The organism is Rossellomorea oryzaecorticis (genome assembly GCF_038405515.1).
Taxonomy (GTDB): Bacteria; Bacillota; Bacilli; order Bacillales; family Bacillaceae_B; genus Rossellomorea; species Rossellomorea oryzaecorticis_A.
The window spans coordinates 33,010-55,912 of the sequence record NZ_JBBYAF010000015.1; the positions used below are offsets into that span (position 1 = coordinate 33,010).

Below are 22,903 nucleotides of genomic sequence, written 5' to 3' on the forward strand. Positions count from 1 at the left end.
TATTCACATAAAAAAAGCGATTTCAGAATTGATCCTGAAATCGGCTTTTCCATCACTCGTCGTCCCCGGTAATTTTAATCGCGGGTGTCCCTCCGCCTTGGAGATAGGTTGGTGCCCCTGAATCTTGTTTTGGTTCGTCTTTCCCGTAAAAACGTTCATTCATTTCCATATTCGCCTGAGTCGTCGACATTTGTTCTTTTTCCTTCATGAAATCACCCTTTCTATTTTAGAATCTCTTGAAGAAGATAAAGTATACTGGCATGTTCTTGAAGCAGTTGGACACACTAAACAAAGGAAAATGAAATTCAGGAGGAAATGGAACATGGAACTTAAACGAGTGAAACAAATCTTATCTTCTTCCGCAGACATAGAGGTAAAATATAATGATACTTCTGTCTGGATTGATGAAGTGATGGAGGATGGACAGACAGCTGTCGTTCATCTTCGAGGGCCGTTAGAAGAAAGATCACAAGTGAGCATCGCGGATCTGCAAGAATCATAAGAAAAAGCCACGCCGTGTCTATCTGCGTGGCTTTTCACATTATTTATCTTCGTTGATTTTACCTTTATTCTTTAATATTTCGAAGATTAGCTGTGCTTGATTCGTATTGTCGATCAGCCCTGCGACTTTTTCTTTCTGAGGACCGAATGCATAGACAGGAACATCGTCTCCTGTATGTCCGTCCGTCGTCCAGCCTGTACCGGAGCGCTTGTCGAAGATCTTTTCAATCGCATTGTCGATCTCAACTTTATCCTTTGTTGCTGCCGCTTCATTTACAGAAGCAATTTCTTCACTTGTCAGTTCCAGATCAACATATTGTGATAATGTGTCTTCCACAGATGCACCATTCGCAAATTCTTCTGCCATAAAGTCAGGCGTGCGTTTGGCTGCATCGATTACGTCCGGATTCCAGTTATACTCACCATCTGAACCGATTGAGAATCCGCCAGTCGAATGATCGGCTGTAACGACTACCAATGTTTCTCCGTTTTCTTTCGCAAAGTCACGAACTTTCTCAAATGCTTTCTCAAAATCTCTCATTTCACTCATCGCAGCGACCGCATCATTGTCATGACCTGCCCAGTCGATCTGGCTTCCTTCCACCATCAAGAAGAAACCGTCTTTATCACCTTTCAGACGATCAAGCGCAGATGTGGTCATATCAGCCAGGCTCGGCTGTTTCTCATCGCGGTCGATCATCTTGTCCATGCCTTCTTCGGCAAAAAGACCAAGGATCTGTTTGTTATCATCTTTCTTCATTTCTTCTGCTGACTTCACATAGCTGTATCCGTCTTTCTTGAATTCCTCTGTAAGGTTGCGGTCTTCACGTTCGAAGAAGCCCGTTCCTCCGCCCAGCATGACGTCGATCTTATGTTCACCCTTGATCATTTCATCAAAATAATCATTCGCAATTTCATTCTCATTGTCACGGTGTTCATCGTGCGCACCGTATGAAGCAGGTGTTGCGTGAGTGATTTGAGACGTTGAAACAATACCTGTAGACATATTGTTTTCCTTTGCCTGTTCCAATACTGTTTTCACTCTGGATTTATCATTTTCAACCGCCACCGCATTGTTATACGTCTTCACTCCCCCGCTCATCGCAGTCGCAGCAGCTGCTGAGTCAGTTACGTTTTCGTGTTCATCTTCCGGATAAGTCGATTGAAGACCGACAAGATAAGGATCAAATGCCGTTTGCTCAAATTCAGGTGTTTCCGGATTGTCATTCATATAACGAAGAGCGGTTGTATAAGGAACACCCATACCGTCGCCAATCATGAAAATGACATTCTTCGCTTTTCCATTTTTTGAATCCTCTGCTTTTGCTTCCGGGTTTTCCTGATTCATTCCAATAACACTGGCAATTGCTAATGATGATACAACTGCCAATGGCAGGATCTTTTTCATAGACTTCTTCATTTCCCTACCTCCTAAGTTATGAATACAGTTACTAGAATAATAGAGGATTATGAAGAACCTTTTTCATAGAAACTATAATAGTGTAAAGGATTGTAAACCAGCGCTTCATTCAGAAAAAATCAAAGGCCCGTCCCTCGATGCTTTAAAGCACTGAGGAGCGAGCCCTGTTTTATTCTCTTATGACAGGAAGGCTGCAGCATCTGAAGGAGCCGCCTGACTTAATGATTTCAGAGAAGTCGGTTTCGATGACCGTAAAGCCTTTCTCCCTGATTCTTTCATTCAACTTTTTGTTTTGAGAGAGACTGATGATCTTCTTATCCCCGATCGCCAGTACATTCGGGCCCATCTGGAACTGCTCCCTCTCACTGACTTCGATGATATTGTAGTGATCTTTGATTTTTTCCAGATCTTTTTTTGAAAAGGCCGGCGGATATACGAGGGCAGCTTCTTCCGAAATGATCGTGAAGACGCAATCCAGGTGAAGGATGTCGCTTCTTAAAGGAAGAGCATGGACCGTATAGTCCGGCAGCAGCTTTTTCAAGGATTGAATCGCAAGACGATTGGTCCGTCCGCTGATCCCAACCCATACATTTTTCCCATCTACGAGTACATCCCCGCCTTCAATGGAGTGAGCTGCCAAATGAGTGTGGGGAATCTTGTTCTCCTCCAGCCATTGAAGAAGCACTTTCACTTCTCCTTCTCTTAAGCTGGTACTCATGGATGAAACGATGAATTCATTTCCGATGCAAAATCCAATATCCCTGGTGAATACTTGCTCGTTGAATTCCTTACGGGGTTCGAGATGATTCACTTCGGCTCCGTTATCCTCAAGAATCTTTACAAATTCCTCATGCTGCCGGATGGCTTTATCTATTTTAATATTATCTTCCAAGAAATGTTTTTGAGTCTCGTTGATTACTTCGGTGATCCTCATATTTTGAGGTGAAACCACCAATACCTTCTTCAATCTTCCATATTCAGAAGGACAATTCACATCACTGTCCTGTACTGCTTTCCTTGACAGGTTCATAGGGTTTTACCTCCCGATAATTTCGTTACGAAGGGATTATTCCCTTTTTGGTTTGAGATAAAACCTTGAAAAAATTTTTTTGAGGAGGGCCGCTCTTAAAACAGATAGAGTCGGGTGCTTGGTGAATGTTGCCTGGTGGGTGTTAAATCCAGAAGGGACGATTTATAAGAATTGTTGATAACTGGCTTGAGAACGAATTATTCAATTTCTATCACCGATGTACTTGCACTACAACATCCAAATGTCCATTAAAAAGGGACCCTTGCAAAGGATCCCTTTTATTTGTTTCGATTAAATTAATTGTTGTTATTTGAGTTGTTGTTATTTGAACGGTTGGATCCGCCTGAACTTGAGTTTTTGCCGCCTTTTTCACCGATTTCCTGATAGAATTCTTTATCGTGATTTTTCGAGGTGGCTTCTCCGCCTTTACGCCCCGCTTCTTCATAACTCATTTTATTGTTGTTTTTGCTGTTATTGTTGTTATTATTATTGTTTGCCATTTTGTTTCCTCTCCTTTTAATGAGATTAGTTGTTACCAACGCCTCTTTCCGGAAATGACGTTTCAATGACAATCTTAAGGATTAGCGGTTATTTGAGCTGTTCGATCCTGAGTTTGAGCTGTTCGATCCTGAGTTTGAGCTGTTGGATCCTGAATTTGAGTTATTACTTCTTGATTGGTTTGAATTCCCTGAGTTACTGGAATTTCTGCCGCCTTTCTCACCGATCTCCTGGTAGAATTCTTTGTCGTGATTGCTGGCGGTTGCTTCTCCGCCTTTTTCACCGATTTCCTGATAGAATTCTTTGTCGTGGTTGCGGGAAGTTGCTTCTCCGCCTTTACGGCCTCTTTCTTCGCGGCTCATGTTTCCGTTGTTATTATTGTTGTTTCGATTATTATTGTTTGCCATTTTGTTTCCTCTCCTTATAAGTGTTATTAGTGTGATGACCAATGACCCTTTTTCAGAAATGACGTTTCCAATGACTTTGTTAAAACCTAAGTAGAATTCTCATGTGCATACCCTGGCAGCTTCTCTATGGCTTGTCTTTTCTTTTACAACTGAGTGCCATATTGTAAGAATCCTCCTTTGTTTTTTGATGTTACATTTGCTTGTTTACCATCTTATTGGAAATATAAACATCATGATAGGCTGGGATTTTATAGAAAATCCTCCAGCCCCTGATAAGGCGCACCTCCTTCCATAAAAACTTTTTATGAAAGTTATGCTTACATACATTTTTTCTATTGTGCCGGCCGGATTTTTTCTGTAATGTAGTCAGGTATGTTTTTTTAGGAGGAATCATCATGAATCAATCACAAACAAGTCAACGTGTTCAAATAACAACGGCCGACCCCTCTGCAATTGGGTTATTCGGGCTGGCAATGGTCACGCTTGTGGCTTCATCTGCCAAGCTGGGCTGGACTGACGGGGTATCCTTTGTCTTGCCTTGGGCAATCTTCCTCGGAGGATTCGCTCAGCTTTTTGCATCGATTCAAGATGCCAAGCACAACAATACATTCGGTACGACGGCCTTTGGAGCATTCGGGCTTTTCTGGCTTGGTGTCGGGACATCCTGGCTGATCCAGTTCGGTGTATTCGGCAAGGAAGCTGCAGCAGCCGCCGATCCTGAGCAATTAGGAATCGCCTTCGTTGGATACTTGATATTCAGCTTATTCATGACCATCGGGGCGATGGAAACCCATAAGGTATTGTTTATCATCTTCGTTCTGATCGATTTCTTATTCATCGGTCTATCTCTTTCCACATTGGGAGTCATGCCTGAAGCTATGCACAAATTAGCCGCCATTTCAGAACTGCTGATTTCGCTCTTCAGTTTCTATGGCTCTGCAGCGAGCGTGTTAAATACTCATTTTGGAAAAGTGACGCTTCCGGTCGGTAAACCATTCGGGATTTTTAAATAGGATAAGAGAAAGGACGATAGAGAGATCGGTCTTTTGATATCATTCATAGAAAAAGACGTGTGAATTTCACACGTCTTTTTTGTATTGATCTTGGCAGGCATCGCTTAATGAACCATCCTGTCCCGGTCCTTCCAGAATTCTTTGCGGATGACGACTTTTTGGATTTTCCCGGAGGCCGTTTTCGGAAGCTCTTCGGCAAATGTGATGCCCTTTGGCGCTTTGAAATTAGCTAATTTTTCTCTGCAGAAAGAGATGAGTTCTTCTTCAGTCAGGTCGTGGCCATCGCGAAGGACGACGACCGCGTGCGGCACCTCACCCCATCGTTCATGAGGAACGGCGACCACCGCAGCTTCGAGGATGCCGGGATGTTCATAAAGCGCTCCCTCTACTTCGATGGAGGAGATATTTTCCCCGCCGCTGATGATGACGTCTTTCATCCGGTCGACAATCTCGATATAACCGTCCCCGTCGACAACGGCCATATCCCCTGTATGCAGCCAGCCGTCCCGGATCGCTGCATTCGTCGCTTCCGGATTTTTAAAATACCCCTCCATGACGGTGTTGGTCCTGGTGACGATTTCCCCGATTGTCTTTCCGTCTTCCTCAACCTGGTTTCCTAACTCATCGACGACTTTGACCTTTGCGCCGATCATGCTGTATCCTGCTTTTGCCTTCAACCGGTACTTCTCTTCCTTTGGTTTATCAAGTTCCATGGAACGGATCACAGAAGTCGTGATGAGCGGGGAAATCTCCGTCATGCCATACACTTGGATGAATTCCCACTTCAAATCTTCTTCCACTTTTCTCACAAAAGCCGGTGGAGGTGCCGAGCCTGCGATGACGACCCTTAACGGCTGGTCGATGACCGGCTTACTGGATTCATATTGTTCAAGAATCATATTCAGGACGGTCGGGGCCATATGCATGACCGACACCCCGTGCTTCTTTACTTTTTCCAAAATGGTCTTTGGATCGACCTTCCTGAGCATCACCTGTGTGGCACCGTTTGCTGTGTAATAAAAAGGAGAGCCCCATCCATTCACGTGAAACATCGGCAGCACATGAAGCAGCGTGTCCTGATCTGAAACCTTCAAATGGTGCATGGTGGATAAAGCGTGAAGATAATTTGAACGATGCGTCAGGAGAACCCCCTTCGGATCACCGGTTGTCCCGCTCGTATAAAGAAGGGATGCGATATCCGTTTCTTCAAGCGGCACCCTGTCAAATTCCTCGGGACTGTACTTTCCCCTCCACTCTTCATAGCCAGGGTAATCATCTTGGGATTCTCCGTGGATGATGACATGCTTCAGGTTTGGGACCTTTGACAAAATTGGCTGAACCAGTGGATACAGCTCTTCATCTACAAACAATGCTTTACTTTCACTATGAGTCAAAATGAATTCATAGTCCGCTGGCTTCAAGCGGGTATTCAGAGGTGTCATCACCGCGCCCACTCCGTACACCCCATAGAACCCTTCGAGCATCTCGGTTGTGTTCGGGGCGAGATAAGCAACTTTATCCCCTTTTTGAATGCCCATTTTTTGAAGACCGCGGGATAATTGATTTACCCGGGCGTTCAGTTGTTTATACGTCAGTCTTTTTTCATCATCGATGATGGCAGTCTTTTCCCCATATTGCTCCACTGCCCGATCGAGAAAGTCCGTTAATACTAAAGGTACATGCATGCTGTCCTTCCATCCCCTTTCCAAAATAGTAAAGCGTTTACTCTATTTATAAGGGAATGATGAATAGATATCAAGATAGTTATGTTAATTTTCTGATAAATGAAGTTAAAAATAACAGTGTTATGTATGTAAATTGGAGCAAAACTTAGTTAAAGGAAGCCTTTATGGGTGAAGGCTGGCCTGAATTCGGTCATTGGTAATCTATGTTGGGGGCGTTTTTTGATAATCTTTTAGTTCCTTGGGATATCATCGAGTTTTGGTCGATAATCATCGAGTTTCAGTTCAAATTCATCGAGTTTTGGCCGATAATCATCGAGTTTCAGTTCAAATTCATCGAGTTTTGGTCGATAATCATCGAGTTTCAGCCAATAATCATTGAGTTCTTTCAAAAAATCAACCATTCGACAAATATGATAAAAAATTAAAAAGCATGGCTGCGCACAACTGCACTCCATGCTTTTTCGCCGATATATACAATTAAATTAAGAACGGCCTCTTCTGCCGCCTGAATTCGAACTGGAGCTGCTGTTACGCCCGCCGGATCTGCTGCTTCCACCGCCGCTCCTTCTGCCTGCGGATGAGGAGCCTCTGCCAGCTGGTCCGCCGGATGAACCCATGCCTGATGAGCTTCTGCCATCTGATCTCCTGCTGTCAGACCTTGAAGTTGAGCGGCCGCTCGACTCGTTTCTGTCTCCAGACTTACCGGAACCGCGTCTGCCACGTCCACCTTTTGCGCTGCGTTCCCGGCTTGCCTGAATGTTTTTCTCTCTTCTTTCTTTGACGCTTTCGCTCTTTTCTTTACTTCGGGAAGAGCTTTGGCCCGATGAAGGCGAAACCTCCACCTCGCGCCTAGGCAGCGAACGCTCAATCCCTTTTTCGATCATTTCGAGAGCCTGCTTATCCTTCAAGGCCACGAACGTAATAGCAAGTCCGTCTTTTCCGGCGCGCCCCGTCCGGCCAATCCGATGAATATAACTTTCCACGTCCTCCGGGATATCGTAATTGAAGACGTGCGTGACGCCTTCAACGTCCAGGCCGCGGGCCGCTACATCCGTTGCAATCAACAGTTGGATTTTGGCATCACGGAATTTCTTCATGACACCTTCCCGCTTCGCCTGCGACAGGTCTCCGTGAAGCTCATCGACAAGGAAGCCCCTTGCCTTCAAATCCATATGAAGCTTGCTTACCCGTCTTTTTGTCCGGCAGAAAATGATGCCGAGAAACGGCTGGACGTCATGGATTGTTTGACTGAGGGCATCAAGCTTCCCTCGATCTGTCGTTTCGACGACTTCCTGATGGATTTCTTCGACGATCTTCTCTTTTTCACGTATTTGAACGTTGAGAGAGTTATTCATATAGCGCTTCCCGATTTTCCGGATATCCTTTGACATCGTCGCTGAGAATAAAGCGGTCTGCCTCGTGTAAGGAGTCTCGCGGATAATCGACTCTACCTCATCAAAGAAACCGATATGAAGCATTTGATCGGCTTCATCCAAGACAAGGAAAGATACTTCCGAAAAATCGATCGTACCGCGGCGGACATGATCAAGGATCCGTCCCGGGGTCCCGATGACGATGTGAACCGCCTTATTTTTTAAACGTTTAATCTGCTTCTCAACGTCCTGCCCACCGTAAACGGCCAGCACATTAATTTCTTCATTTGAAGCGGACACAAGCTGGTTGAGTTCTGCTGTCACCTGAATCGCCAGCTCCCTGGTCGGAGTGACGATGAGGGATTGAATGCTTTCTTTCTCTTTATCAATTTTAGCAAGCATCGGGAGCAGGAAAGCCATCGTTTTTCCCGTTCCGGTCTGTGCTTGTCCAATAACATCTTCGCCATTTAATAAAACAGGTATCGTCTCAACCTGGATCGGTGTCGGTTCTGAAATGGATTGTTCTTTTAATGCATCTGCGTACTTTGGTTGAATCCCTAAGGATATGAAATCGTTCAATATGGTCACCTCTTTCCCCTCATTATACCCCTAACCTTTCTTTAAAAATAGGGGACTATGCTATAATGAAAAAATCGTTGTAATAGAAATGAGGAATTTATATGCTGACATTCCAAGAGAAACTGGACATCATCGAAACATTTGATGAGCTTACTAAAAAAGATGTGTCGTTAAACCGGGTGAATTTCCACTTCGAAGACAGTCTTTATGATAAAACAACCGTTGTCTACCATCTTCATCCAAACGGAAACGGCTTTGTCTATACGGGGGATCTTCCTCAATATAAAGCTGATAAAAAAGGACTTGTTAATATTCGGGAGTTCAATGAAGAGGAGCTTCGTGAAATCATCACCGCTTCCATCACCTACTTGTCAGAAGAGGAAAAAATCGAGCCTGCCATTGAGCAGACATGGAAAGATTCAGAAGGTCACACTCTTCTGTTAGTGGAAGAAGATGACCGCTGGAATATTTACGCCGGCGACAATCTGGAAGACAGCTTCGGCGGCTATGATGAAGCTGCCCTGTATTTAAGGGAAGAAGGATTTAAGATCCGGTAAATTTTTTCAAGAGACTGTGGGTCCTTGTCAAATGGCGGAAAGACAAACCCTGTGCCACACGGGTCCATTCCCTGTTTGCTTATGGGTGAATATACTAAGATAACAGCTGATCTATTTAAGAAGGAGAGTTAAAGATGAAAGTATTAGCCTTGCTGGGAAGTACGAGGAAAGACGGGAATTCTGAATACCTTGCCAAGAAAATCATCGAGGGCACCGACCATACGATTGTGTCGCTTGCGGATTTGGATATCAAGCCGATTGTGGATATGAGACATTCCGAAGAAGGCTTCTCCCCTGTCGAAGATGATTATGAAGAACTCGTTCAGTTAATTCAAGAACACGACATCCTTCTGTTCGCCACTCCGCTTTACTGGTACGGCATGAGCGGTCCGATGAAGAATTTCTTCGACCGATGGAGTCAATACTTACGTGATGAACGGTTTAACTTGAAAGAAGAGCTCACAAAGAAAAAAGCCTACGTGGTCATCAGCGGCGGACCGAGCGCCCGGATCAAAGGGCTGCCTCTGGTTCAGCAATTCAACTACATTTTTGAGTTCGTGAACATGGAATTTGCAGACTACATGATCGGTGCCGGCGTGCGCCCCGGTGAAATTGTCAATGATGCTGCCGCCCTGGAGAAGGCTGAGCGATGGAATGCATTGTTCAAATAAGTAGATGGATGATCCTTTTGGGGTCATCTTTTTTTGTTTATTCATAAAAAAAATCCACATTTTTGATTGATGAATAAATCAAATTGTTTCAATCCCCCTTCCTAAAGGGAATGACATAGGAAACAAATTCTAACCACTACTCATTGGGGGATCACTAAAAGATGGAATTACACAACGGTAAATTATTTTGGCCAACAACCTATAACGATACAGAAAAAGAGTTTGATACTCATTACGATGTCGCAATCATAGGAGGCGGCATGTCTGGTGCGCTATGTGCCTATGTGCTTTCTAAGGAAGGCTTGAAAGTGGCGATCATTGAAAAAAGGCAGCTTGCATCCGGCAGCTCCTCCGCGAACACAGGATTGCTGCAGTTTTCAAATGACATCATGCTCCATGAATTGATCGAGCAGATCGGCGAGGAGAAAGCGGTCCGTTTTTATAAATTGTGCCAGGAAGCGATTGATCACCTGGAGGAGGTGGCGATGAGCGTGCCTGTTTCTCCAGAGTTCACCCGCAGGAAGAGTATCTATTATGCAAGTACGCCGCTGCATCTTCCCAAGCTGAAAAAAGAATACAAAACGCTGAAACAGCATGGCTTCCCGGTGGAATATTGGTCCCGCAAGGATATGAAAGAACATCTTCCATTCTCGAAGACCGGTGCATTGATCACTCACGGAGATGCGGAAGTGAACCCGTTCCGGTTTGTGAATGGAATATTCGAATATTTGAAAGAACATAATACGACAGCTTTTGAGGGTACAGAAGCAATTGAAGTAAAAGAAGATGGAGATAGAGTTTTTATTGAAACGACCAAGGGAACGTTGACAGCGTCTCACGTCGTCTACTCGACCGGCTATGAAACGCCCCCTCTTGGTGAAAACATCGGCACCGAGATCAATCGTTCCTATGCGATCGCCACTCAGCCGGTGAAAGATTTATCTCAGTGGCATGAACGATCGCTGATCTGGGAAACAGACAGACCCTACTTGTATCTGCGGACCACCGTGGATAATCGAATCATTGCGGGCGGACTGGATGAAGATCCTGCGGAAGCCCCTCAAAATAAAGAAAAAATCGACAAACAAGGAAAACGCATTGAAAAAGAAGTGCAGAAGATGTTTCCCGATTTGAACGTTGAAATGGAATACGCCTGGGGGGCAAGCTTCGGTGAATCCCTCGATCACCTGCCGTATATAGGGAAGCACCCTGAGAAAGAGCGAATCTACTATTTACTCGGCTATGGTGGAAACGGAACCGTATACAGCATGCTCGGAAGCAGGATTCTCAGGGACCTGATCCTCAATCGTCCGAATGCGGATGCAGAAATTGTGAAGCTTGATAGATAGTAAAAAGACAGAAGACCCATACCGTCTTCTGTCTTTTACTTTTACAGATTAACCATCCCCGCCACTTTTGTATACACTATCTTAGAACTCAAAGAGTAGGCGATTGACATGGGGAACGAGTTTAAAGCCACATTGGGCGCATGGATCCAAGCCATAGGGACGGTCCTTTCTGCGATAGGAAATACTCCAATCAAGTCCGTGTCGGAGGATACACTGGAAAACATCGACATAGTCGGAAATGAACTGCAGGCTACAGGGAATGCCCTTGAAGCTGATGCAATCAAAGACCCAGGCAACTTAACGAAGATCGGCAACCAAATTCAAGCCATAGGAAATCTGGCTGTCATGTCCGGCCTGATGATCGACTTTAATGAAGTGACCAAGCAGGAACTCGATATCAAAGGAAACCTCCTGCAGGCATTGGGCGGATCGGCTGCGGTCGCTGATTCCCTTGATGAAGAACGAACATTGGACGAATTGCTTTCGATATACGGAAATGCTCTGCAGGTAATCGGCAACTCTTTACAGGCTGTTTCGGGAATCCTCGAGTTGAACAACGAAGACAGCGGAGATCTGAATGTAATCGGCAGCTGGATCCAGGCTGTCGGGTCGATCCTGTCCGCTTTGGTTCAAAGTCAGTCCTGCGCTCCATTCAGCAGTGTTCCAGCAAGCAATTTGAAAGATCTTAATTTGTCTTCAAAATCAGACACATTCGTGATGATCATGAATTCATCGGTCCCGTAGATTTCACTTAGCAACAGCAGCTCCTCTTTCACTTTTTCCGGAGTTCCCACGATCGCACGTTTACGATTTTCTCTTACTTTCTCCATCTCCCTTGAAGAGAATATCCTGCTTTCAGCTTCTTCCTTCAAGGGGATGCGGGTATCGATTCCCCTTTCCACTTCCAATAACCAAATATCCTGACTTTTCGCGATTTGTTCAGCTTCTTCCTGTGTAGGCGCACAGACAACGAATATGCAGACATTGCTATGCGGGGATTTCAAACCTGTTGAAGGCCTGAATTGGTTATGATAGTCGTCCAGTGCCTTCTTTCCGTTGGCAGGATGAATGAAATGTCCATAGGTAAAAGCCGTACCGTTCTCAGCAGCCACCCTCGCTCCCCGATGCGTAATACCAAGGATCCAGATCTCCGGCGGTGTCTCGACGAAAGGATATGCCTTTACCCCCTGCTCCCCATGAAGGAAATGCTGAAGCCTCTCCACCTGCCTCGGAAACTCATTCATGCTCTTCTTCAGTCCGTCCGTCAGTGCCAGGCGGGTCTCATAAGAACCCCCTGGTGAACGCCCGACCCCTAGATCGCTCCTGCCCGGGAACAAGGTTTGAAGCACTTTGAAATCCTCCGCTATTTTATAAGGGCTGTATTGAGGAAGCAGCACCCCGCCGGATCCGATTTTCATGCGCTCGGTCATAGTCGCAAGATGTGAAATCAGCACTTGCGGTGCGGAGCCTGCCATGCCGTTCGTATTATGATGCTCAGCCACCCAGAACCTGGTGTAACCCAGTTCTTCTGTAAATTGAGCAAGCCTCACCGTCTCTTCGAATGCCGCCTTTGCTTCCTGTCCTTTCGTGATGACCGATTGATCAAGAACACTCAGTTTCATGTGGTTCCCTCCAAATTCTTTTCATATGAACAGTATCCCACCAACACCGCTTCTTTTTAAAAAATTCTGCCTGACTGGTATACTTTGCAAGTTTCTCTTCACACTAAACCATAAACAGACAACAGGAGGAATGACCATGAGAAAAAGAACCCCGAACCTTTCAAAAGAAAGTAAAGCAGCTCCCACTTATGATGAAGAACAGTCGTTTGGCGAGGACGCAACCGAAGAGGAAGTGAAGCAAGGGGAAGCCACGATGGTGACCCGGCTTGTTTATGATGAGTACGATCCAAGTGAAGGGTGAAGAATACGTAAAGGCCGTCCCCAGGCGATGGGGGCGGCCTTTATCATTAAACGGATGAACACAGCTTGATGCCATCTTTTAGATTTAACCGTTAAGTACAACATGGCACCATCATTTACTTTAAACCGTAAAAACAACTTGTTACCATCGTTTACATTAAACCGTTAAATACAGCTTGTTCCCAGAAGGGTCTTCTGTCGAGATGCTGCCATCCTGGTCAATGTTGACTTGATGACCGAGGGTTTTTAAGCGGTTCGTTGCTGCATCCTTCTCTTCCTGACTGGGAAAACACACGTTGAATGATTTTAAACCCGCGCTGCTTTCCGCAGGTTTCGGTGCACCGGTGCCGTTCCATGTATTCAAACCGATATGATGATGATAGCGTCCGGTGGAAAGGAACAGCGCCTGATTCCCTAGTGAGGACACGACTTCGAAACCAAGCCCTTTTGTATAGAAATCAGCTGTTTCATCGAGGTCGGCAGCATGGAGATGAAGGTGGCCCATCACTGTTTTCGAAGGCAGCCCTGTCCATGGTTCCCCTTCCCCTTCAGCTAAAATGGCCCTTGCATCAATCGGGTCGACCGCCATCTCCACCTGTCCGCCATTCCACGTCCAGTCGGCAGAAGGCTTATCCGAATAGACTTCAATTCCATTTCCATCCGGATCATTCAGGTAAAGTGCTTCACTCACTAGATGATCGGATGAGCCTAAAGGGATATTCAATTGAGCAAAATGATGTAAGATTCGTCCCAGGTCCGCTCTCTCCGGTAATAATATCGCAAAATGGTAGAGCCCTGTCGTTCGGGGCTGCTTTGGAGTGACATTTTCAGGCTGCACGATTGTGAGCAGCGGTGTTTGGCCGTCTGCAGTCAAGTGTGCTTGGTTTTGTGATTGATCTAAGACCTTGAAGCCGATGATTTCTTGATAAAATTTCGTCGATCTTTGAATGTCTTGGACTTTAATGGTGACTTGATCTATGTGAGTATTTGGAGGTTGGTGGAAGTTCATTTATTTGATCTCCTTTTTAAATTAATTTATTTCTCTGCAGGTGGTCTGTTGGCTCAAATGGTTACTTTATGTAACTAATAGTATTTTAATAACTAATTATAGTCAAGTAACTAATTTATATTTTATTATTTTATATGGTATAATCCTTTCAAAAGGAGGGATATTCAGGTGAATACTTCAGAAATATGCCCCAGATTTGAAAAGGCCATCAGTATCATAAGCCAGCGGTGGAACGCACTAGTCATCTATCAGCTACTATCCGGACCGCAGCGCAACTGCACAATAAAGGATGCAACCGGCATCAGCGGCCGGCTTCTATCACAGCGCCTGAAAGAGCTTGAAAAAGAAGGCATCGTTGCGCGAAAAGTCTACCCGGAAACCCCGGTGAGGATTGAATATTCCCTTACCGAAAAAGGGTATTCATTGGAACCGTTGATGAAAAATATTGAGAAGTGGTCCCAGGAATGGATTGAGAAGGAATGATGGACTCGTCACTTGGTGGTGGCGGGTTTTTGGATTGGATTTGGGTGAGGGTTTTGCTTGGTGAGTTTGGTGAGGTCGTAGGTTGTTCCTTTATTATAACCATCGGCGGGTAGATTAAGGGATTTCAGAAGTCTTATGGCGACAAACCTTGATTCGATATTCAGAAACTTTCTTGCTTCTCCATTCGAAATTGTCGGTTTAATTAGCAGCTGGTAATCGATCAAAGCTTGAATATGACCATCTGTATTTTTACTTTTGCATTTAATACAGAACCAGGCTCCATGTTTCCTGACAAGAGGACTATGGTTACATGTATCGCATATGACCCCTTCTCTGACTTCACTTGGAGATAGATTAAATCTCTCTAAAATTGAATGGTCTGCAACCACATGTTTCTTCTTTAACAAGCGAACCAATTTTTTTATTTCTTTGTCATTAATGTTCTCATATTGGTGAGATTTTTCAAATTTGTGGATTTGCATTGGGAGAAGGTGGCGGTGTATGACCTTGGAGTTAAGATTGTTATTATCGGGAGAAGTCTTAATAATTGTTTTATCATTGCTGATAACTACTAGGCTGGAAATAGGGATAGCCGAAAAGCCATTTTGTAGAAGCCAGTTTTTAAATTGCATTTCTTGTCTCTGAAGTTGGATTTGAGGATCTGGGAAAGCTATTTTTTGATCATCTTTCATTTGAATCAACTGACTGAATACAGGGTCAAAGTAAATACTGCCAGCTAAGTTTTTCACCTCGGTTAGGAGAATAAAATGCTTGGATATGACCAACGTGTCGATTTGGAAGAAGTTATTGTTAATTTGTAAACGAAGTCCGTGAAAAATCAGATATTTTTTAGGATCGAGAAGGCTAAGCGGGTAATCAAGTGCTTCTTCTCCCTTATGTCCAGCTGATCTTCGGTTAAGCTCGTCTACGATAACTTGGATTTTTGGATGATTCAGAGGAAGTCTTCGAAGCAAAGCTTGCAGTTTTAGTATAACTCGGGGTATATCGCGATCTTGTATGATCATTTCACCACTCCATTCAGATTTTTCTTCTTTTACTTCTCTGTCGGTAGGTGAAAATCCTTTATTTCTGAATGGGAATTGTAAATATTATCCTTTTGCGGTTTTTTATGTGCGTAATTTTAGATATATGTACGAAAATTTCTATATATGTGCGGAATACTGTATATATGTGCGATATTTTTAAAATATGTGCGAACTAACGATTCTCCGACAAATATCGACACACTACACTACTCCCCCCTTACCTCATTTTCTCACAAAAATCACCAAACATACGAATAAGAATGACAATCATTATCAATACTATCTAAAAACAAGACAACCACGCCAATGGTTGCCTGCCGGAACTTCATTCAAAATGAGTTCCTGATTTCAATAATCAAATCTATTACATACCAGGTTCAAATGTCTTACAATCCGTTTCTTCACTGTTATGAGCTTTGTTCCCCTTGTGGCTCACGACGAAGATCTGGTCGGCTGAGCATTTTTTGCCTTCTTTGTTGTATTTGCAGTTGCTTACTTCACATAGTACATCTTGTGCCATATTTCTTCACCTCCTCAGTTATCATTAGAGTTCACTTTTTTGGATCTGTTCATACCTTGAGGTGTTAAAAATCCTATACCCCATTGTTCGCTATCATAACCACCCCTTTCACGCCATATAATCAGAAAAGATACGAAGATGACAAGGGGGGAGTCAAGTTTGGAGCAGAGACGTTTGTATCATGTGCAGAATCTTGCGTTTGAAATCATGGATGAAATGAATACCGGCAGCGAGCTGGAAGATAAGGTTAATCTGAAGCATGTCGTCGACCATTTATCGAGGGCGATCGGGAGTCTGGCCGATCCTTCGGGTACGTTTTCACTGGATTATGTGGAAGAAAAAATTGCGGCTGCTCATTACTCTGTTTTTCGAAATGAAAAGAAGCTTTCGTGTTTGAAAATCAAATCAACGGCCGTTAAATGAAAAAGCCTGCCCAAGCTGGTTGCAATCAACCGTATTGGGCAGTTTTTTTACATTTATTAAAGGATTTCTGCCTTCCATTCAGAAGTATTATTAAAAGAGATAAGGAAGGCAGGTTACATAAAATGAAGCAAATTCCCATAGCGTTGCAGATGTACACTCTGCGTAACGAAGCCAATAGCGATTTTACAGGTACATTAGAAAAAGTTGCCCAGCTTGGCTACGATGGGGTCGAGCTCGCTGGTTACGGTGATTTAACGGTGAAAGAACTAAGACGGGTACTCGATGATCTCGGTCTGAAAGCAGCTTCAAGTCATATCGCGCTTTCTGAGTTAAGGTCAGATGCCGCCAAAGTCATTGATGATCAAAGGGAATTAGGCTCGAGCTTTGTGGTATGCCCGTATCTCGAGTCTGAAGAAAGAACGGAAAAGGGTTATTTCCAGTTGATTGATGATCTGAATGAAATCGGTGAAAAATGTGCAAGCGAAGGCCTCTCTCTTTGTTATCACAATCATGATTTTGAGTTAATAACATTGAGTAATGGACGCACGGCACTAGAGACCATCCTGAATGAGACAAACCCCGATTGGGTCAAAGCCGAATTTGATATTTACTGGTTGACCTTTGCAGGGGAAAGACCTGATGAATGGCTGGAACGGTACAGGGACCGCTCTCCTCTTGTTCACCTCAAAGATATGACCACGGATGGCGAACGATTTTTTGCGGAACTCGGAACTGGCGGGGTAGATCTTGAAACGGTGCTTGAGTTCGGAAATGGAGGCGGCATAGATTGGTGGATCGTCGAGCAGGATGAGTGCAGGACTTCTCCCCTTGAAAGTGTCCAAAGAAGCTTGGAGTATTTAAAGAAATAGAAATGATAAAAAGGAACTTCCCGGCAGGAAGTTCCTTTTTATCATTGAACCGCGACAACCTTTCTCATTTCAGGGACATCCAGTCCAAAAGCAGTATGCAGAAGCCCTGCTGCCAGGTGCATATCATGTTGTGGTACGGCAGCGGTGACGCTTCCAGGCAAGTCCTCGATGAGCTTGAATTCAATGTGTTCAGCATTCAGCACTTTGGCGGCTTTTCCCTGGATGACAGGGTGGGTGCGGATGTTGCTTCCGATGACCGCTACTTTTGCCAGATTCCCCTGGGTAGTGAACCGAGGAAACTTGAACCCTTCTGAAAGAAGCTCCACTGATTCTTTCACATCATTGTGTTGAACGAGCAGTGTCAGTTCGGATTCCGGATGATTCTTGAAAAAATCACACTCGATGTTCCGGGTTTCAAGGGCCGCTCTGATAGCTGACTGAACTTTGCTTCCGCCCTCCAATCCACTGAGGGTGATGCTTGTCCTTTCGCCTTGAAAGACGATTCCGATGACTGGGTACCGGTCTGACCGTTGGGAGGAGTGATTGATGAATGTCCCCCTTTCTTTCGTCAGGCTGGAACGCACCACCATCGGGATCCCGTACTTTTTCGCGTGTTTAACGGACCGTGGGTGCAGGACACCAGCTCCTCCTGCTGCCAGGTTCAGCATATCATCGTACGTGAGGGATGAAATTTTGGCAGCTTTCTTGATATATCGGGGATCCGAGGTGTACACACCGTCGACGTCCGTATAGATATCACAGCGTTCCGCCTCCAGCTGGGCTGCGAGGGCTGCTGCTGTGGTGTCGGAGCCACCTCTTCCCAATGTAGAGATATACCCTTCTTCGGTTATACCTTGAAAACCCGCCACCACGACAATTTTCCCGGCATCGAGCTCTCTTAAAATCGGCTCCCCATCAATCGTTTTGATTTTGGCATTGCCGTGGACTGAATCTGTATGGATGCCTGCCTGTCCGCCGGTGAAAGAAATCGATTCCGCTCCCCTTTCCTGAAGGGCCATGGCAAGGAGGGCGATCGTCACCTGCTCCCCTGTTGAGAGGAGCATATCCATTTCTCTTTGCTTCGGCTGTGAGGTTATTTCGCTTGCAAGCTTTGCGAGGGTATCCGTTGTGTCCCCCATGGCTGAAACGACCACGACGACAGCATTTCCCCTGTTTTTTTCCTCCATCACCCTTGAAGCCATTCGTTTGATATGTGAAGGAGAACCGACAGAGGTCCCTCCGAATTTTTGTACGATTATACTCATATGCTAAACCTGCTTTCTTGAGGATCTGGTGCTGATCCGTTTTAATGTCCCTAATATCCGAATCCGACGCCTTAGTCTACGTCAGGCTTCAGGTGAGTGAGTTTTTCAAACCGTTTCCTTCACCTTGAATAGCGCAAGTGCATTATTTACTTTACCGAACTCTGAAGCATGCGGGCGATCATCGCCGTCTGAATATCCGTAATCCACCATGCGGTTGCGGTTCAGGCAAAGTTTCGTCAGCTGCGGCTTGAAGAAGTCAAACAGTTCGAATCGCTCCTTCAGCTCAGGGAATCGGTCCTGATAATCCTGGATAGACTGTGCCAGCATACCCCAGAATGTCTCTTCCTCCATAAGTTCATGGTTGACGAGAATGTTGCTCAGGTAGCGCAGATGACAGATGAACAATCCGGTGAAGATGAATTGAGTCAATCCTTCCGGCGGTTCGCTTCTCAGCACTTCTTTGAATTCTTTCGATAAACCTCGCAGTTCAGGGAAGTCCTGATCTGAAATGTTGACATCATCGACAAAGTCTTTGATCGCTAACCGGTGCGGAACGGAATCCTTCAGCACGACGATGGTGTTCTGACCGTGCGGCGAAAACACTGTCCCATACTGATAGAGGTAGTGAAGCAGGGGCTCCATGACGACCTTGAAGAATGTCTTCATCCATTCGTCCGCCTGAAGTCCGGAGTCTTCAATCAAACTCTGTATATATGGTTTATTGTCATGATCTTCATATAAAAGCGCTGCAAGCGTGATGGCCTGCTCGCCTTCATCGAGATACGTATAGATGCTTTCCCTCCAAATCGTCCCGAGCATTTCAAGATATTGATAAGGAGCCTGTTTTATCCCCGTATAATAACGATGATCGACATTCATGCTGGCATTCTCACCCGGCAGGATGACGCGGCACTCGTCTTTCAGGAAGGAATCGTTGTCAGCGATGCCTTTGATGAGCTGGGTCACCTGCGGGGCAATCAAGGTCCGTTCAGACGGCAGCCCCCTGTATACCAGCGTATTAAGGATGCTAATCGGAAGCTTGACGTGATGCTTCTGTTTATTCGTCATATTCACGAATGTCCGGATCGACTGCTGCGGAAGATAGCTGTCGATTCCTTCTCCCAAAGGAATGATCGTCTTTTCGGCAAGCTCTTCCGGGAAGTTCTGTATGAGGACATTCTTCCACTGCCATTCGTGCACCGGCATGAGGAAATACTCTGCCGGATCTGCGCCTTGCTCCTTCACTATCTCTTCAAAGGAAACTCTTTCTGTTTCAGACAGTTCCGAAGCAAGCAGGTCATCATAGTTCAGCCCATCGATTGATTGGAAAGAAGCGATGTCTTTCGCAACGGCAATCCAGGAAAGGCGGATTTCCTTCCCATGTTCGGGTGCATAGCGGAGATAATCGTCGTATCCGAAGCCGATGCGGCCTTTGTTATATGTAATCCACGGATGTCCGGTCATGAAGCCCTCAAGCTCGGCATAGTCGACATGGATGAGTTCGTCAGATGATTTCGAACCTTTTTCAAGCAGGTGGGCATCAGCAATCAAGGTGGCGTTCAATTCTTTGATCAGATGTCCGACTGTCTCGGGTGACATCGGGATAAGCCCCTGAAGATCGACCAGCAGCTCGATCGCGCTATCTGCCGGCTTTGTTTCTTCTCCTTCTGCAATGTCAATCGTCTCCCACTTCACATCAAAGCTGTCAAAGAATCGTTTCTCTGCCTGGTAGCGGTACAGTTTATCCTTTGTAATCTGTAAGGAATACGTGATCTCCCTGCCATCTTCGTTAAGAATGTCAGGCTGAATCATATCTTCATACAAGTATTCGGATAACATTTTGGCAATCAGTTTGCGGTTGACCTCTTTCCAGTTGTCTTTGCTTAATACTTTTTGTAATTCGCTGGAAAATTGCATGGGATCCCTTCTTTCTGTCTGTTTAATTGCTGTTTAAAAAGTGAGATTGGAGATTTATTACCGCTGTTTGTTTCCGTGCAGGACTTCGCTTTCCGCAGAAGTCTGCGTCTTGTTGGAACCAGTTTAGAATCCAGCGTCAAAAAACAGTGAAATTTGAGTATTTTCCATAGGGAAAACTTGTTTTTCGTCTTAACCGCTAAAAAATTCATTCGTTTTCCACTATAAAAACGTATTTCCAACTGAAATCTTCAAATTTGAACTTACCTACCTTATACTCAAAAGGCTTTATTATCGAAAACGGAAATTTTATTATCGAAATAAAACGATTTATTATTGAAAATCAACTTTTAATTATCGAAACGGCGAAGCCTTTTATTAAAAAATTTTCATTGCAATCGAAAACGCACACTTATTAGCAAATCTACACGTTTATTATCAAAAAACGCAGAAAGCTTATACAAACCAAGTCCGCCATTTATATCGGGCGTCACCCTTACACGCTTGGAACGCCCGTCGCGGCCCGTTTTTCAACTCCAAATCTCTGAAACACATTCTTCGTCTGAACGGGATATACTTCCCTTCCGGCTAATTGATTGATGATGACTGCATTCCGATGTGCGCCGAGTCCAAGGTCCGGTGCCCCGACTCCATGGGTGTGCATCTCACCGTTTTGAACGAAGATGCTGCCAGCATCCCCGAAGAATGTCTCCAGCCGGTAATCCTTCGTGATCTTGAATCTGCCGGCGTCATCATATGACAGGACCTCCTTCATCCCGGACAGAAACGACGGCACCGCTGTTTTATAACCTATCCCGAAGATGACGACATCGCTCTCTTGGGTGAATGTTTCTTCTTTTACACGGTGATGCCCGCGGAGCGAGTAACCACTGCCGTTGGATTCAATCCCGGTGATTTCCGTCATCGCCTGAAGAGAAATCGGAGGGTAGTCACTTCCGATCGACCGCTCATACAGATAGTCATAAATTTCCGCGATCGTGTCGGCGCTGATCCCTTTGTAAAGGAGGTCCTGTTCCTTCAGGAGAGTATCCTTTATCCCCTGCGGGAGGCTGTAAAAGAAGTCCGTATAGTCGGGTGAAAAGTATTCAAGTCCGAGCTTTGAATACTCCATCGGGAAGAATCCTTTGGAACGGGTGAACCAGTTCAAGGTAAAGCCGTGATTCTCCTGTGCTTTTGCCACATCCAGGAATACCTCGGCGGCGCTCTGTCCAGAGCCGATGACCGTCACCGATCGTGCCCCTTTACAGATATCTTTTTTCTCCAGATACTCGGAAGTATGGAAGACGCTGCTTCCGAGATGTTCCTTGAAGTGTTCCGGGACAGCGGGGACTGAACCGATCCCCATCACGAGGCGGCGCGTCACGAATCGCTCTTCAGTACCCGTCGCGTCATTCCATACGGAAATCTCGTACCCGTTCCCGCCGTCTTCCAGCACTGTCGGTTCAACATGTTCCACTTCCATACCAAACCGGCATTGCGGCAGCTGATCGGAGACCCAGCGGCAATAATGGTTGTATTCTTTTCTCGGTATATGGAATTTCTCGAGAAAATAAAAATGATACAAACGGTTGTGAGCCTGAAGATAATTGAGGAAGCTGTATTTGCTTCTGACATCGGCCATCGAGACGAGGTCTGCGAAAAACGGCACCTGCAGGGTCGTCCCGGCGATCAGCATTCCGGGATGCCAATTGAATTCATTTTTCTTTTCCAGGAACAGTGCCTTCATATCGCCAACTTCATCAAGCAAGGCCGCCAACCCTAAATTGAAGGGACCGATCCCGATGCCGATCACGTCATAGATTTCATTTTCATTCATGGGGTCCACCTCTTTTCGAATTCTCCACGCTCACATGTCATGAGCAATCCGGTTTTATCCGGCAGTTCAATCGGTCCGATTCTTTTGAAACCGCATTTCTTAAACACATGGATCATTTTTTCATTCCGGATGTCCGGTTCCGCCATGACTTTTTCAGTGCGTTCATCCTGGAATTGAAACCGGACCATCTCCCTTAACAGCGGCAATGAATATCCTTTTCCTAAAAATTCTTTATCACCGATCAACAGATGGACACCTTGGTCGTGAGGAGCGGGATCATACGTTTTCTCCAGCACATCCCCCTTGACCCAGTAGGCCTCCCAGTAGCTCATCGGAACACCATCCAAACACCCGATAAAAAGAGTATGATGCTCATCATTCAATGCTTTTTTCAAATGTTCCCTGAACTCCGCAATAGGAATGTTGAGATTCCAGAATGGGTGTACATGATCTTCCGTCATCCAGGAATGGATCATGTCCACATCCTGCTCAAACTCTACTTCTATAAAAGAAATCTTCTTGCCGATCTCTT

At 45.2% G+C, this 22,903-nt stretch carries 25 protein-coding genes and 1 pseudogene; 10 read left to right on the forward strand and 16 right to left on the reverse strand.

Annotated elements, in window-relative coordinates; genetic code table 11:
- Positions 1–52: 52 nt before the first annotated feature.
- A complete protein-coding gene (locus AAEO50_RS09420; protein ID WP_341982854.1) occupies positions 53–208 on the reverse strand; it encodes a hypothetical protein in 156 nt (51 codons plus the stop codon).
- Positions 209–322: 114 nt separating this feature from the next.
- On the opposite strand from AAEO50_RS09420, the gene AAEO50_RS09425 reads away from it, so the two are divergent.
- Positions 323–502, forward strand: a complete 180-nt coding sequence (locus AAEO50_RS09425) for an H-type small acid-soluble spore protein (protein ID WP_341982856.1) — start codon at positions 323–325, stop codon at positions 500–502.
- 39 nt (positions 503–541) lie between these two features.
- On the opposite strand, the gene AAEO50_RS09430 is transcribed toward AAEO50_RS09425, so the two are convergent.
- From AAEO50_RS09430 to AAEO50_RS21410, 4 genes and pseudogenes are all read right to left on the reverse strand, one after another.
- Complete coding sequence (locus AAEO50_RS09430) at positions 542–1,921, reverse strand: alkaline phosphatase (RefSeq protein ID WP_341982858.1); 1,380 nt, start codon at positions 1,919–1,921, stop codon at positions 542–544.
- Positions 1,922–2,090: 169 nt separating this feature from the next.
- Positions 2,091–2,951 carry a dimethylarginine dimethylaminohydrolase family protein gene (locus AAEO50_RS09435; protein WP_341982860.1) on the reverse strand — a complete coding sequence of 287 codons (861 nt, stop codon included), beginning with the start codon at positions 2,949–2,951 and terminating at the stop codon, positions 2,091–2,093.
- 347 nt (positions 2,952–3,298) lie between these two features.
- A pseudogene (locus AAEO50_RS09440) lies at positions 3,299–3,451 on the reverse strand (KGG domain-containing protein); the annotation flags it as partial.
- Between the two features lie 81 nt (positions 3,452–3,532).
- A complete protein-coding gene (locus tag AAEO50_RS21410; protein ID WP_425383177.1) occupies positions 3,533–3,856 on the reverse strand; it encodes a KGG domain-containing protein in 324 nt (107 codons plus the stop codon).
- Between the two features lie 395 nt (positions 3,857–4,251).
- On the opposite strand from AAEO50_RS21410, the gene AAEO50_RS09450 reads away from it, so the two are divergent.
- Entirely contained in the window at positions 4,252–4,869 is a 618-nt protein-coding gene (locus tag AAEO50_RS09450; protein WP_341982864.1) for an acetate uptake transporter, read from the forward strand.
- A 104-nt stretch (positions 4,870–4,973) separates the two neighbouring features.
- Here the strand turns inward: AAEO50_RS09450 and AAEO50_RS09455 are convergent, their stop codons facing one another.
- From AAEO50_RS09455 to AAEO50_RS09465, 3 genes are all read right to left on the reverse strand, one after another.
- On the reverse strand, positions 4,974–6,554 hold the full coding sequence (locus AAEO50_RS09455; RefSeq protein WP_341982866.1) for a long-chain-fatty-acid--CoA ligase: 1,581 nt from the start codon (positions 6,552–6,554) through the stop codon (positions 4,974–4,976).
- Between the two features lie 230 nt (positions 6,555–6,784).
- The gene (locus AAEO50_RS09460) at positions 6,785–6,955 is read right to left on the reverse strand and encodes a hypothetical protein (RefSeq protein ID WP_341982868.1); all 171 of its coding nucleotides are present in this window, start codon (positions 6,953–6,955) and stop codon (positions 6,785–6,787) included.
- Positions 6,956–7,036: 81 nt separating this feature from the next.
- On the reverse strand, positions 7,037–8,515 hold the full coding sequence (locus AAEO50_RS09465) for a DEAD/DEAH box helicase (RefSeq protein WP_425383178.1): 1,479 nt from the start codon (positions 8,513–8,515) through the stop codon (positions 7,037–7,039).
- Positions 8,516–8,607: 92 nt separating this feature from the next.
- Here AAEO50_RS09465 and AAEO50_RS09470 point away from each other — a divergent pair, with 92 nt between their 5' ends.
- The 4 genes from AAEO50_RS09470 to AAEO50_RS09485 all read left to right on the forward strand — a co-directional run bounded on the left by AAEO50_RS09470 (position 8,608) and on the right by AAEO50_RS09485 (position 11,827).
- Positions 8,608–9,063 (forward strand): hypothetical protein, encoded by a 456-nt coding sequence (locus AAEO50_RS09470; RefSeq protein ID WP_341982872.1) that lies wholly within the window; start codon positions 8,608–8,610, stop codon positions 9,061–9,063.
- A gap of 134 nt (positions 9,064–9,197) precedes the next feature.
- A complete protein-coding gene (locus AAEO50_RS09475; RefSeq protein ID WP_341982874.1) occupies positions 9,198–9,734 on the forward strand; it encodes a flavodoxin family protein in 537 nt (178 codons plus the stop codon).
- Between the two features lie 161 nt (positions 9,735–9,895).
- Entirely contained in the window at positions 9,896–11,083 is a 1,188-nt protein-coding gene (locus tag AAEO50_RS09480) for an FAD-binding oxidoreductase (protein ID WP_341982876.1), read from the forward strand.
- 108 nt (positions 11,084–11,191) lie between these two features.
- Entirely contained in the window at positions 11,192–11,827 is a 636-nt protein-coding gene (locus AAEO50_RS09485) for a DUF6944 family repetitive protein (RefSeq protein ID WP_341982878.1), read from the forward strand.
- On the opposite strand, the gene AAEO50_RS09490 is transcribed toward AAEO50_RS09485, so the two are convergent.
- Positions 11,719–12,705 (reverse strand): LLM class flavin-dependent oxidoreductase, encoded by a 987-nt coding sequence (locus tag AAEO50_RS09490; RefSeq protein WP_341982880.1) that lies wholly within the window; start codon positions 12,703–12,705, stop codon positions 11,719–11,721. The two genes, AAEO50_RS09485 and AAEO50_RS09490, sit on opposite strands and share 109 nt — an antisense overlap.
- A 136-nt stretch (positions 12,706–12,841) precedes the next feature.
- Here AAEO50_RS09490 and AAEO50_RS09495 point away from each other — a divergent pair, with 136 nt between their 5' ends.
- Positions 12,842–13,006: a hypothetical protein gene (locus AAEO50_RS09495; RefSeq protein ID WP_341982882.1), complete on the forward strand. Its 165-nt coding sequence runs from the start codon at positions 12,842–12,844 to the stop codon at positions 13,004–13,006.
- 156 nt (positions 13,007–13,162) lie between these two features.
- Here the strand turns inward: AAEO50_RS09495 and AAEO50_RS09500 are convergent, their stop codons facing one another.
- Positions 13,163–14,014, reverse strand: a complete 852-nt coding sequence (locus tag AAEO50_RS09500) for a VOC family protein (RefSeq protein WP_341982884.1) — start codon at positions 14,012–14,014, stop codon at positions 13,163–13,165.
- Between the two features lie 168 nt (positions 14,015–14,182).
- On the opposite strand from AAEO50_RS09500, the gene AAEO50_RS09505 reads away from it, so the two are divergent.
- On the forward strand, positions 14,183–14,497 hold the full coding sequence (locus tag AAEO50_RS09505; protein ID WP_341982886.1) for a helix-turn-helix domain-containing protein: 315 nt from the start codon (positions 14,183–14,185) through the stop codon (positions 14,495–14,497).
- Positions 14,498–14,505: 8 nt separating this feature from the next.
- On the opposite strand, the gene AAEO50_RS09510 is transcribed toward AAEO50_RS09505, so the two are convergent.
- Entirely contained in the window at positions 14,506–15,522 is a 1,017-nt protein-coding gene (locus AAEO50_RS09510) for a nuclease-related domain-containing protein (protein ID WP_341982888.1), read from the reverse strand.
- 385 nt (positions 15,523–15,907) lie between these two features.
- Positions 15,908–16,063: a DUF1540 domain-containing protein gene (locus AAEO50_RS09515; RefSeq protein ID WP_071620538.1), complete on the reverse strand. Its 156-nt coding sequence runs from the start codon at positions 16,061–16,063 to the stop codon at positions 15,908–15,910.
- 207 nt (positions 16,064–16,270) lie between these two features.
- Between AAEO50_RS09515 and AAEO50_RS09520 the strand changes: the two genes are divergently transcribed.
- Positions 16,271–16,486, forward strand: a complete 216-nt coding sequence (locus AAEO50_RS09520; protein WP_425383179.1) for a hypothetical protein — start codon at positions 16,271–16,273, stop codon at positions 16,484–16,486.
- A 122-nt stretch (positions 16,487–16,608) separates the two neighbouring features.
- Positions 16,609–17,355, forward strand: a complete 747-nt coding sequence (locus tag AAEO50_RS09525) for a sugar phosphate isomerase/epimerase (protein ID WP_341982895.1) — start codon at positions 16,609–16,611, stop codon at positions 17,353–17,355.
- Positions 17,356–17,396: 41 nt separating this feature from the next.
- Here the strand turns inward: AAEO50_RS09525 and AAEO50_RS09530 are convergent, their stop codons facing one another.
- From AAEO50_RS09530 to AAEO50_RS09545, 4 genes are all read right to left on the reverse strand, one after another.
- Positions 17,397–18,620: an aspartate kinase gene (locus AAEO50_RS09530; protein WP_341982897.1), complete on the reverse strand. Its 1,224-nt coding sequence runs from the start codon at positions 18,618–18,620 to the stop codon at positions 17,397–17,399.
- 105 nt (positions 18,621–18,725) lie between these two features.
- Complete coding sequence (locus tag AAEO50_RS09535; protein WP_341982899.1) at positions 18,726–20,537, reverse strand: IucA/IucC family siderophore biosynthesis protein; 1,812 nt, start codon at positions 20,535–20,537, stop codon at positions 18,726–18,728.
- Positions 20,538–21,030: 493 nt separating this feature from the next.
- Positions 21,031–22,371 (reverse strand): lysine N(6)-hydroxylase/L-ornithine N(5)-oxygenase family protein, encoded by a 1,341-nt coding sequence (locus AAEO50_RS09540; protein WP_341982901.1) that lies wholly within the window; start codon positions 22,369–22,371, stop codon positions 21,031–21,033.
- Positions 22,368–22,898 carry a GNAT family N-acetyltransferase gene (locus tag AAEO50_RS09545; RefSeq protein ID WP_341982960.1) on the reverse strand — a complete coding sequence of 177 codons (531 nt, stop codon included), beginning with the start codon at positions 22,896–22,898 and terminating at the stop codon, positions 22,368–22,370. The genes AAEO50_RS09540 and AAEO50_RS09545 overlap by 4 nt, the downstream gene beginning before the upstream one ends.
- Positions 22,899–22,903: the final 5 nt, after the last annotated feature.

Bases quoted from the DNA above. Each gene is read 5' to 3' on its own strand.
- AAEO50_RS09425 (WP_341982856.1), top strand. From the start codon at position 323: ATGGAACTTAAACGAGTGAAACAAATCTTATCTTCTTCCGCAGACATA.
- AAEO50_RS09535 (WP_341982899.1), bottom strand. From the start codon at position 20,537: ATGCAATTTTCCAGCGAATTACAAAAAGTATTAAGCAAAGACAACTGG.
- AAEO50_RS09480 (WP_341982876.1), top strand. From the start codon at position 9,896: ATGGAATTACACAACGGTAAATTATTTTGGCCAACAACCTATAACGAT.
- AAEO50_RS09520 (WP_425383179.1), top strand. From the start codon at position 16,271: ATGGATGAAATGAATACCGGCAGCGAGCTGGAAGATAAGGTTAATCTG.
- AAEO50_RS09540 (WP_341982901.1), bottom strand. From the start codon at position 22,371: ATGAATGAAAATGAAATCTATGACGTGATCGGCATCGGGATCGGTCCC.
- AAEO50_RS09435 (WP_341982860.1), bottom strand. From the start codon at position 2,951: ATGAACCTGTCAAGGAAAGCAGTACAGGACAGTGATGTGAATTGTCCT.
- AAEO50_RS09455 (WP_341982866.1), bottom strand. From the start codon at position 6,554: ATGCATGTACCTTTAGTATTAACGGACTTTCTCGATCGGGCAGTGGAG.
- AAEO50_RS09510 (WP_341982888.1), bottom strand. From the start codon at position 15,522: ATGATCATACAAGATCGCGATATACCCCGAGTTATACTAAAACTGCAA.
- AAEO50_RS09485 (WP_341982878.1), top strand. From the start codon at position 11,192: ATGGGGAACGAGTTTAAAGCCACATTGGGCGCATGGATCCAAGCCATA.
- AAEO50_RS09490 (WP_341982880.1), bottom strand. From the start codon at position 12,705: ATGAAACTGAGTGTTCTTGATCAATCGGTCATCACGAAAGGACAGGAA.
- AAEO50_RS09525 (WP_341982895.1), top strand. From the start codon at position 16,609: ATGAAGCAAATTCCCATAGCGTTGCAGATGTACACTCTGCGTAACGAA.
- AAEO50_RS09460 (WP_341982868.1), bottom strand. From the start codon at position 6,955: ATGGTTGATTTTTTGAAAGAACTCAATGATTATTGGCTGAAACTCGAT.
- AAEO50_RS09515 (WP_071620538.1), bottom strand. From the start codon at position 16,063: ATGGCACAAGATGTACTATGTGAAGTAAGCAACTGCAAATACAACAAA.
- AAEO50_RS09450 (WP_341982864.1), top strand. From the start codon at position 4,252: ATGAATCAATCACAAACAAGTCAACGTGTTCAAATAACAACGGCCGAC.
- AAEO50_RS09495 (WP_341982882.1), top strand. From the start codon at position 12,842: ATGAGAAAAAGAACCCCGAACCTTTCAAAAGAAAGTAAAGCAGCTCCC.
- AAEO50_RS09530 (WP_341982897.1), bottom strand. From the start codon at position 18,620: ATGAGTATAATCGTACAAAAATTCGGAGGGACCTCTGTCGGTTCTCCT.
- AAEO50_RS21410 (WP_425383177.1), bottom strand. From the start codon at position 3,856: ATGGCAAACAATAATAATCGAAACAACAATAATAACAACGGAAACATG.
- AAEO50_RS09430 (WP_341982858.1), bottom strand. From the start codon at position 1,921: ATGAAGAAGTCTATGAAAAAGATCCTGCCATTGGCAGTTGTATCATCA.
- AAEO50_RS09475 (WP_341982874.1), top strand. From the start codon at position 9,198: ATGAAAGTATTAGCCTTGCTGGGAAGTACGAGGAAAGACGGGAATTCT.
- AAEO50_RS09500 (WP_341982884.1), bottom strand. From the start codon at position 14,014: ATGAACTTCCACCAACCTCCAAATACTCACATAGATCAAGTCACCATT.
- AAEO50_RS09420 (WP_341982854.1), bottom strand. From the start codon at position 208: ATGAAGGAAAAAGAACAAATGTCGACGACTCAGGCGAATATGGAAATG.
- AAEO50_RS09470 (WP_341982872.1), top strand. From the start codon at position 8,608: ATGCTGACATTCCAAGAGAAACTGGACATCATCGAAACATTTGATGAG.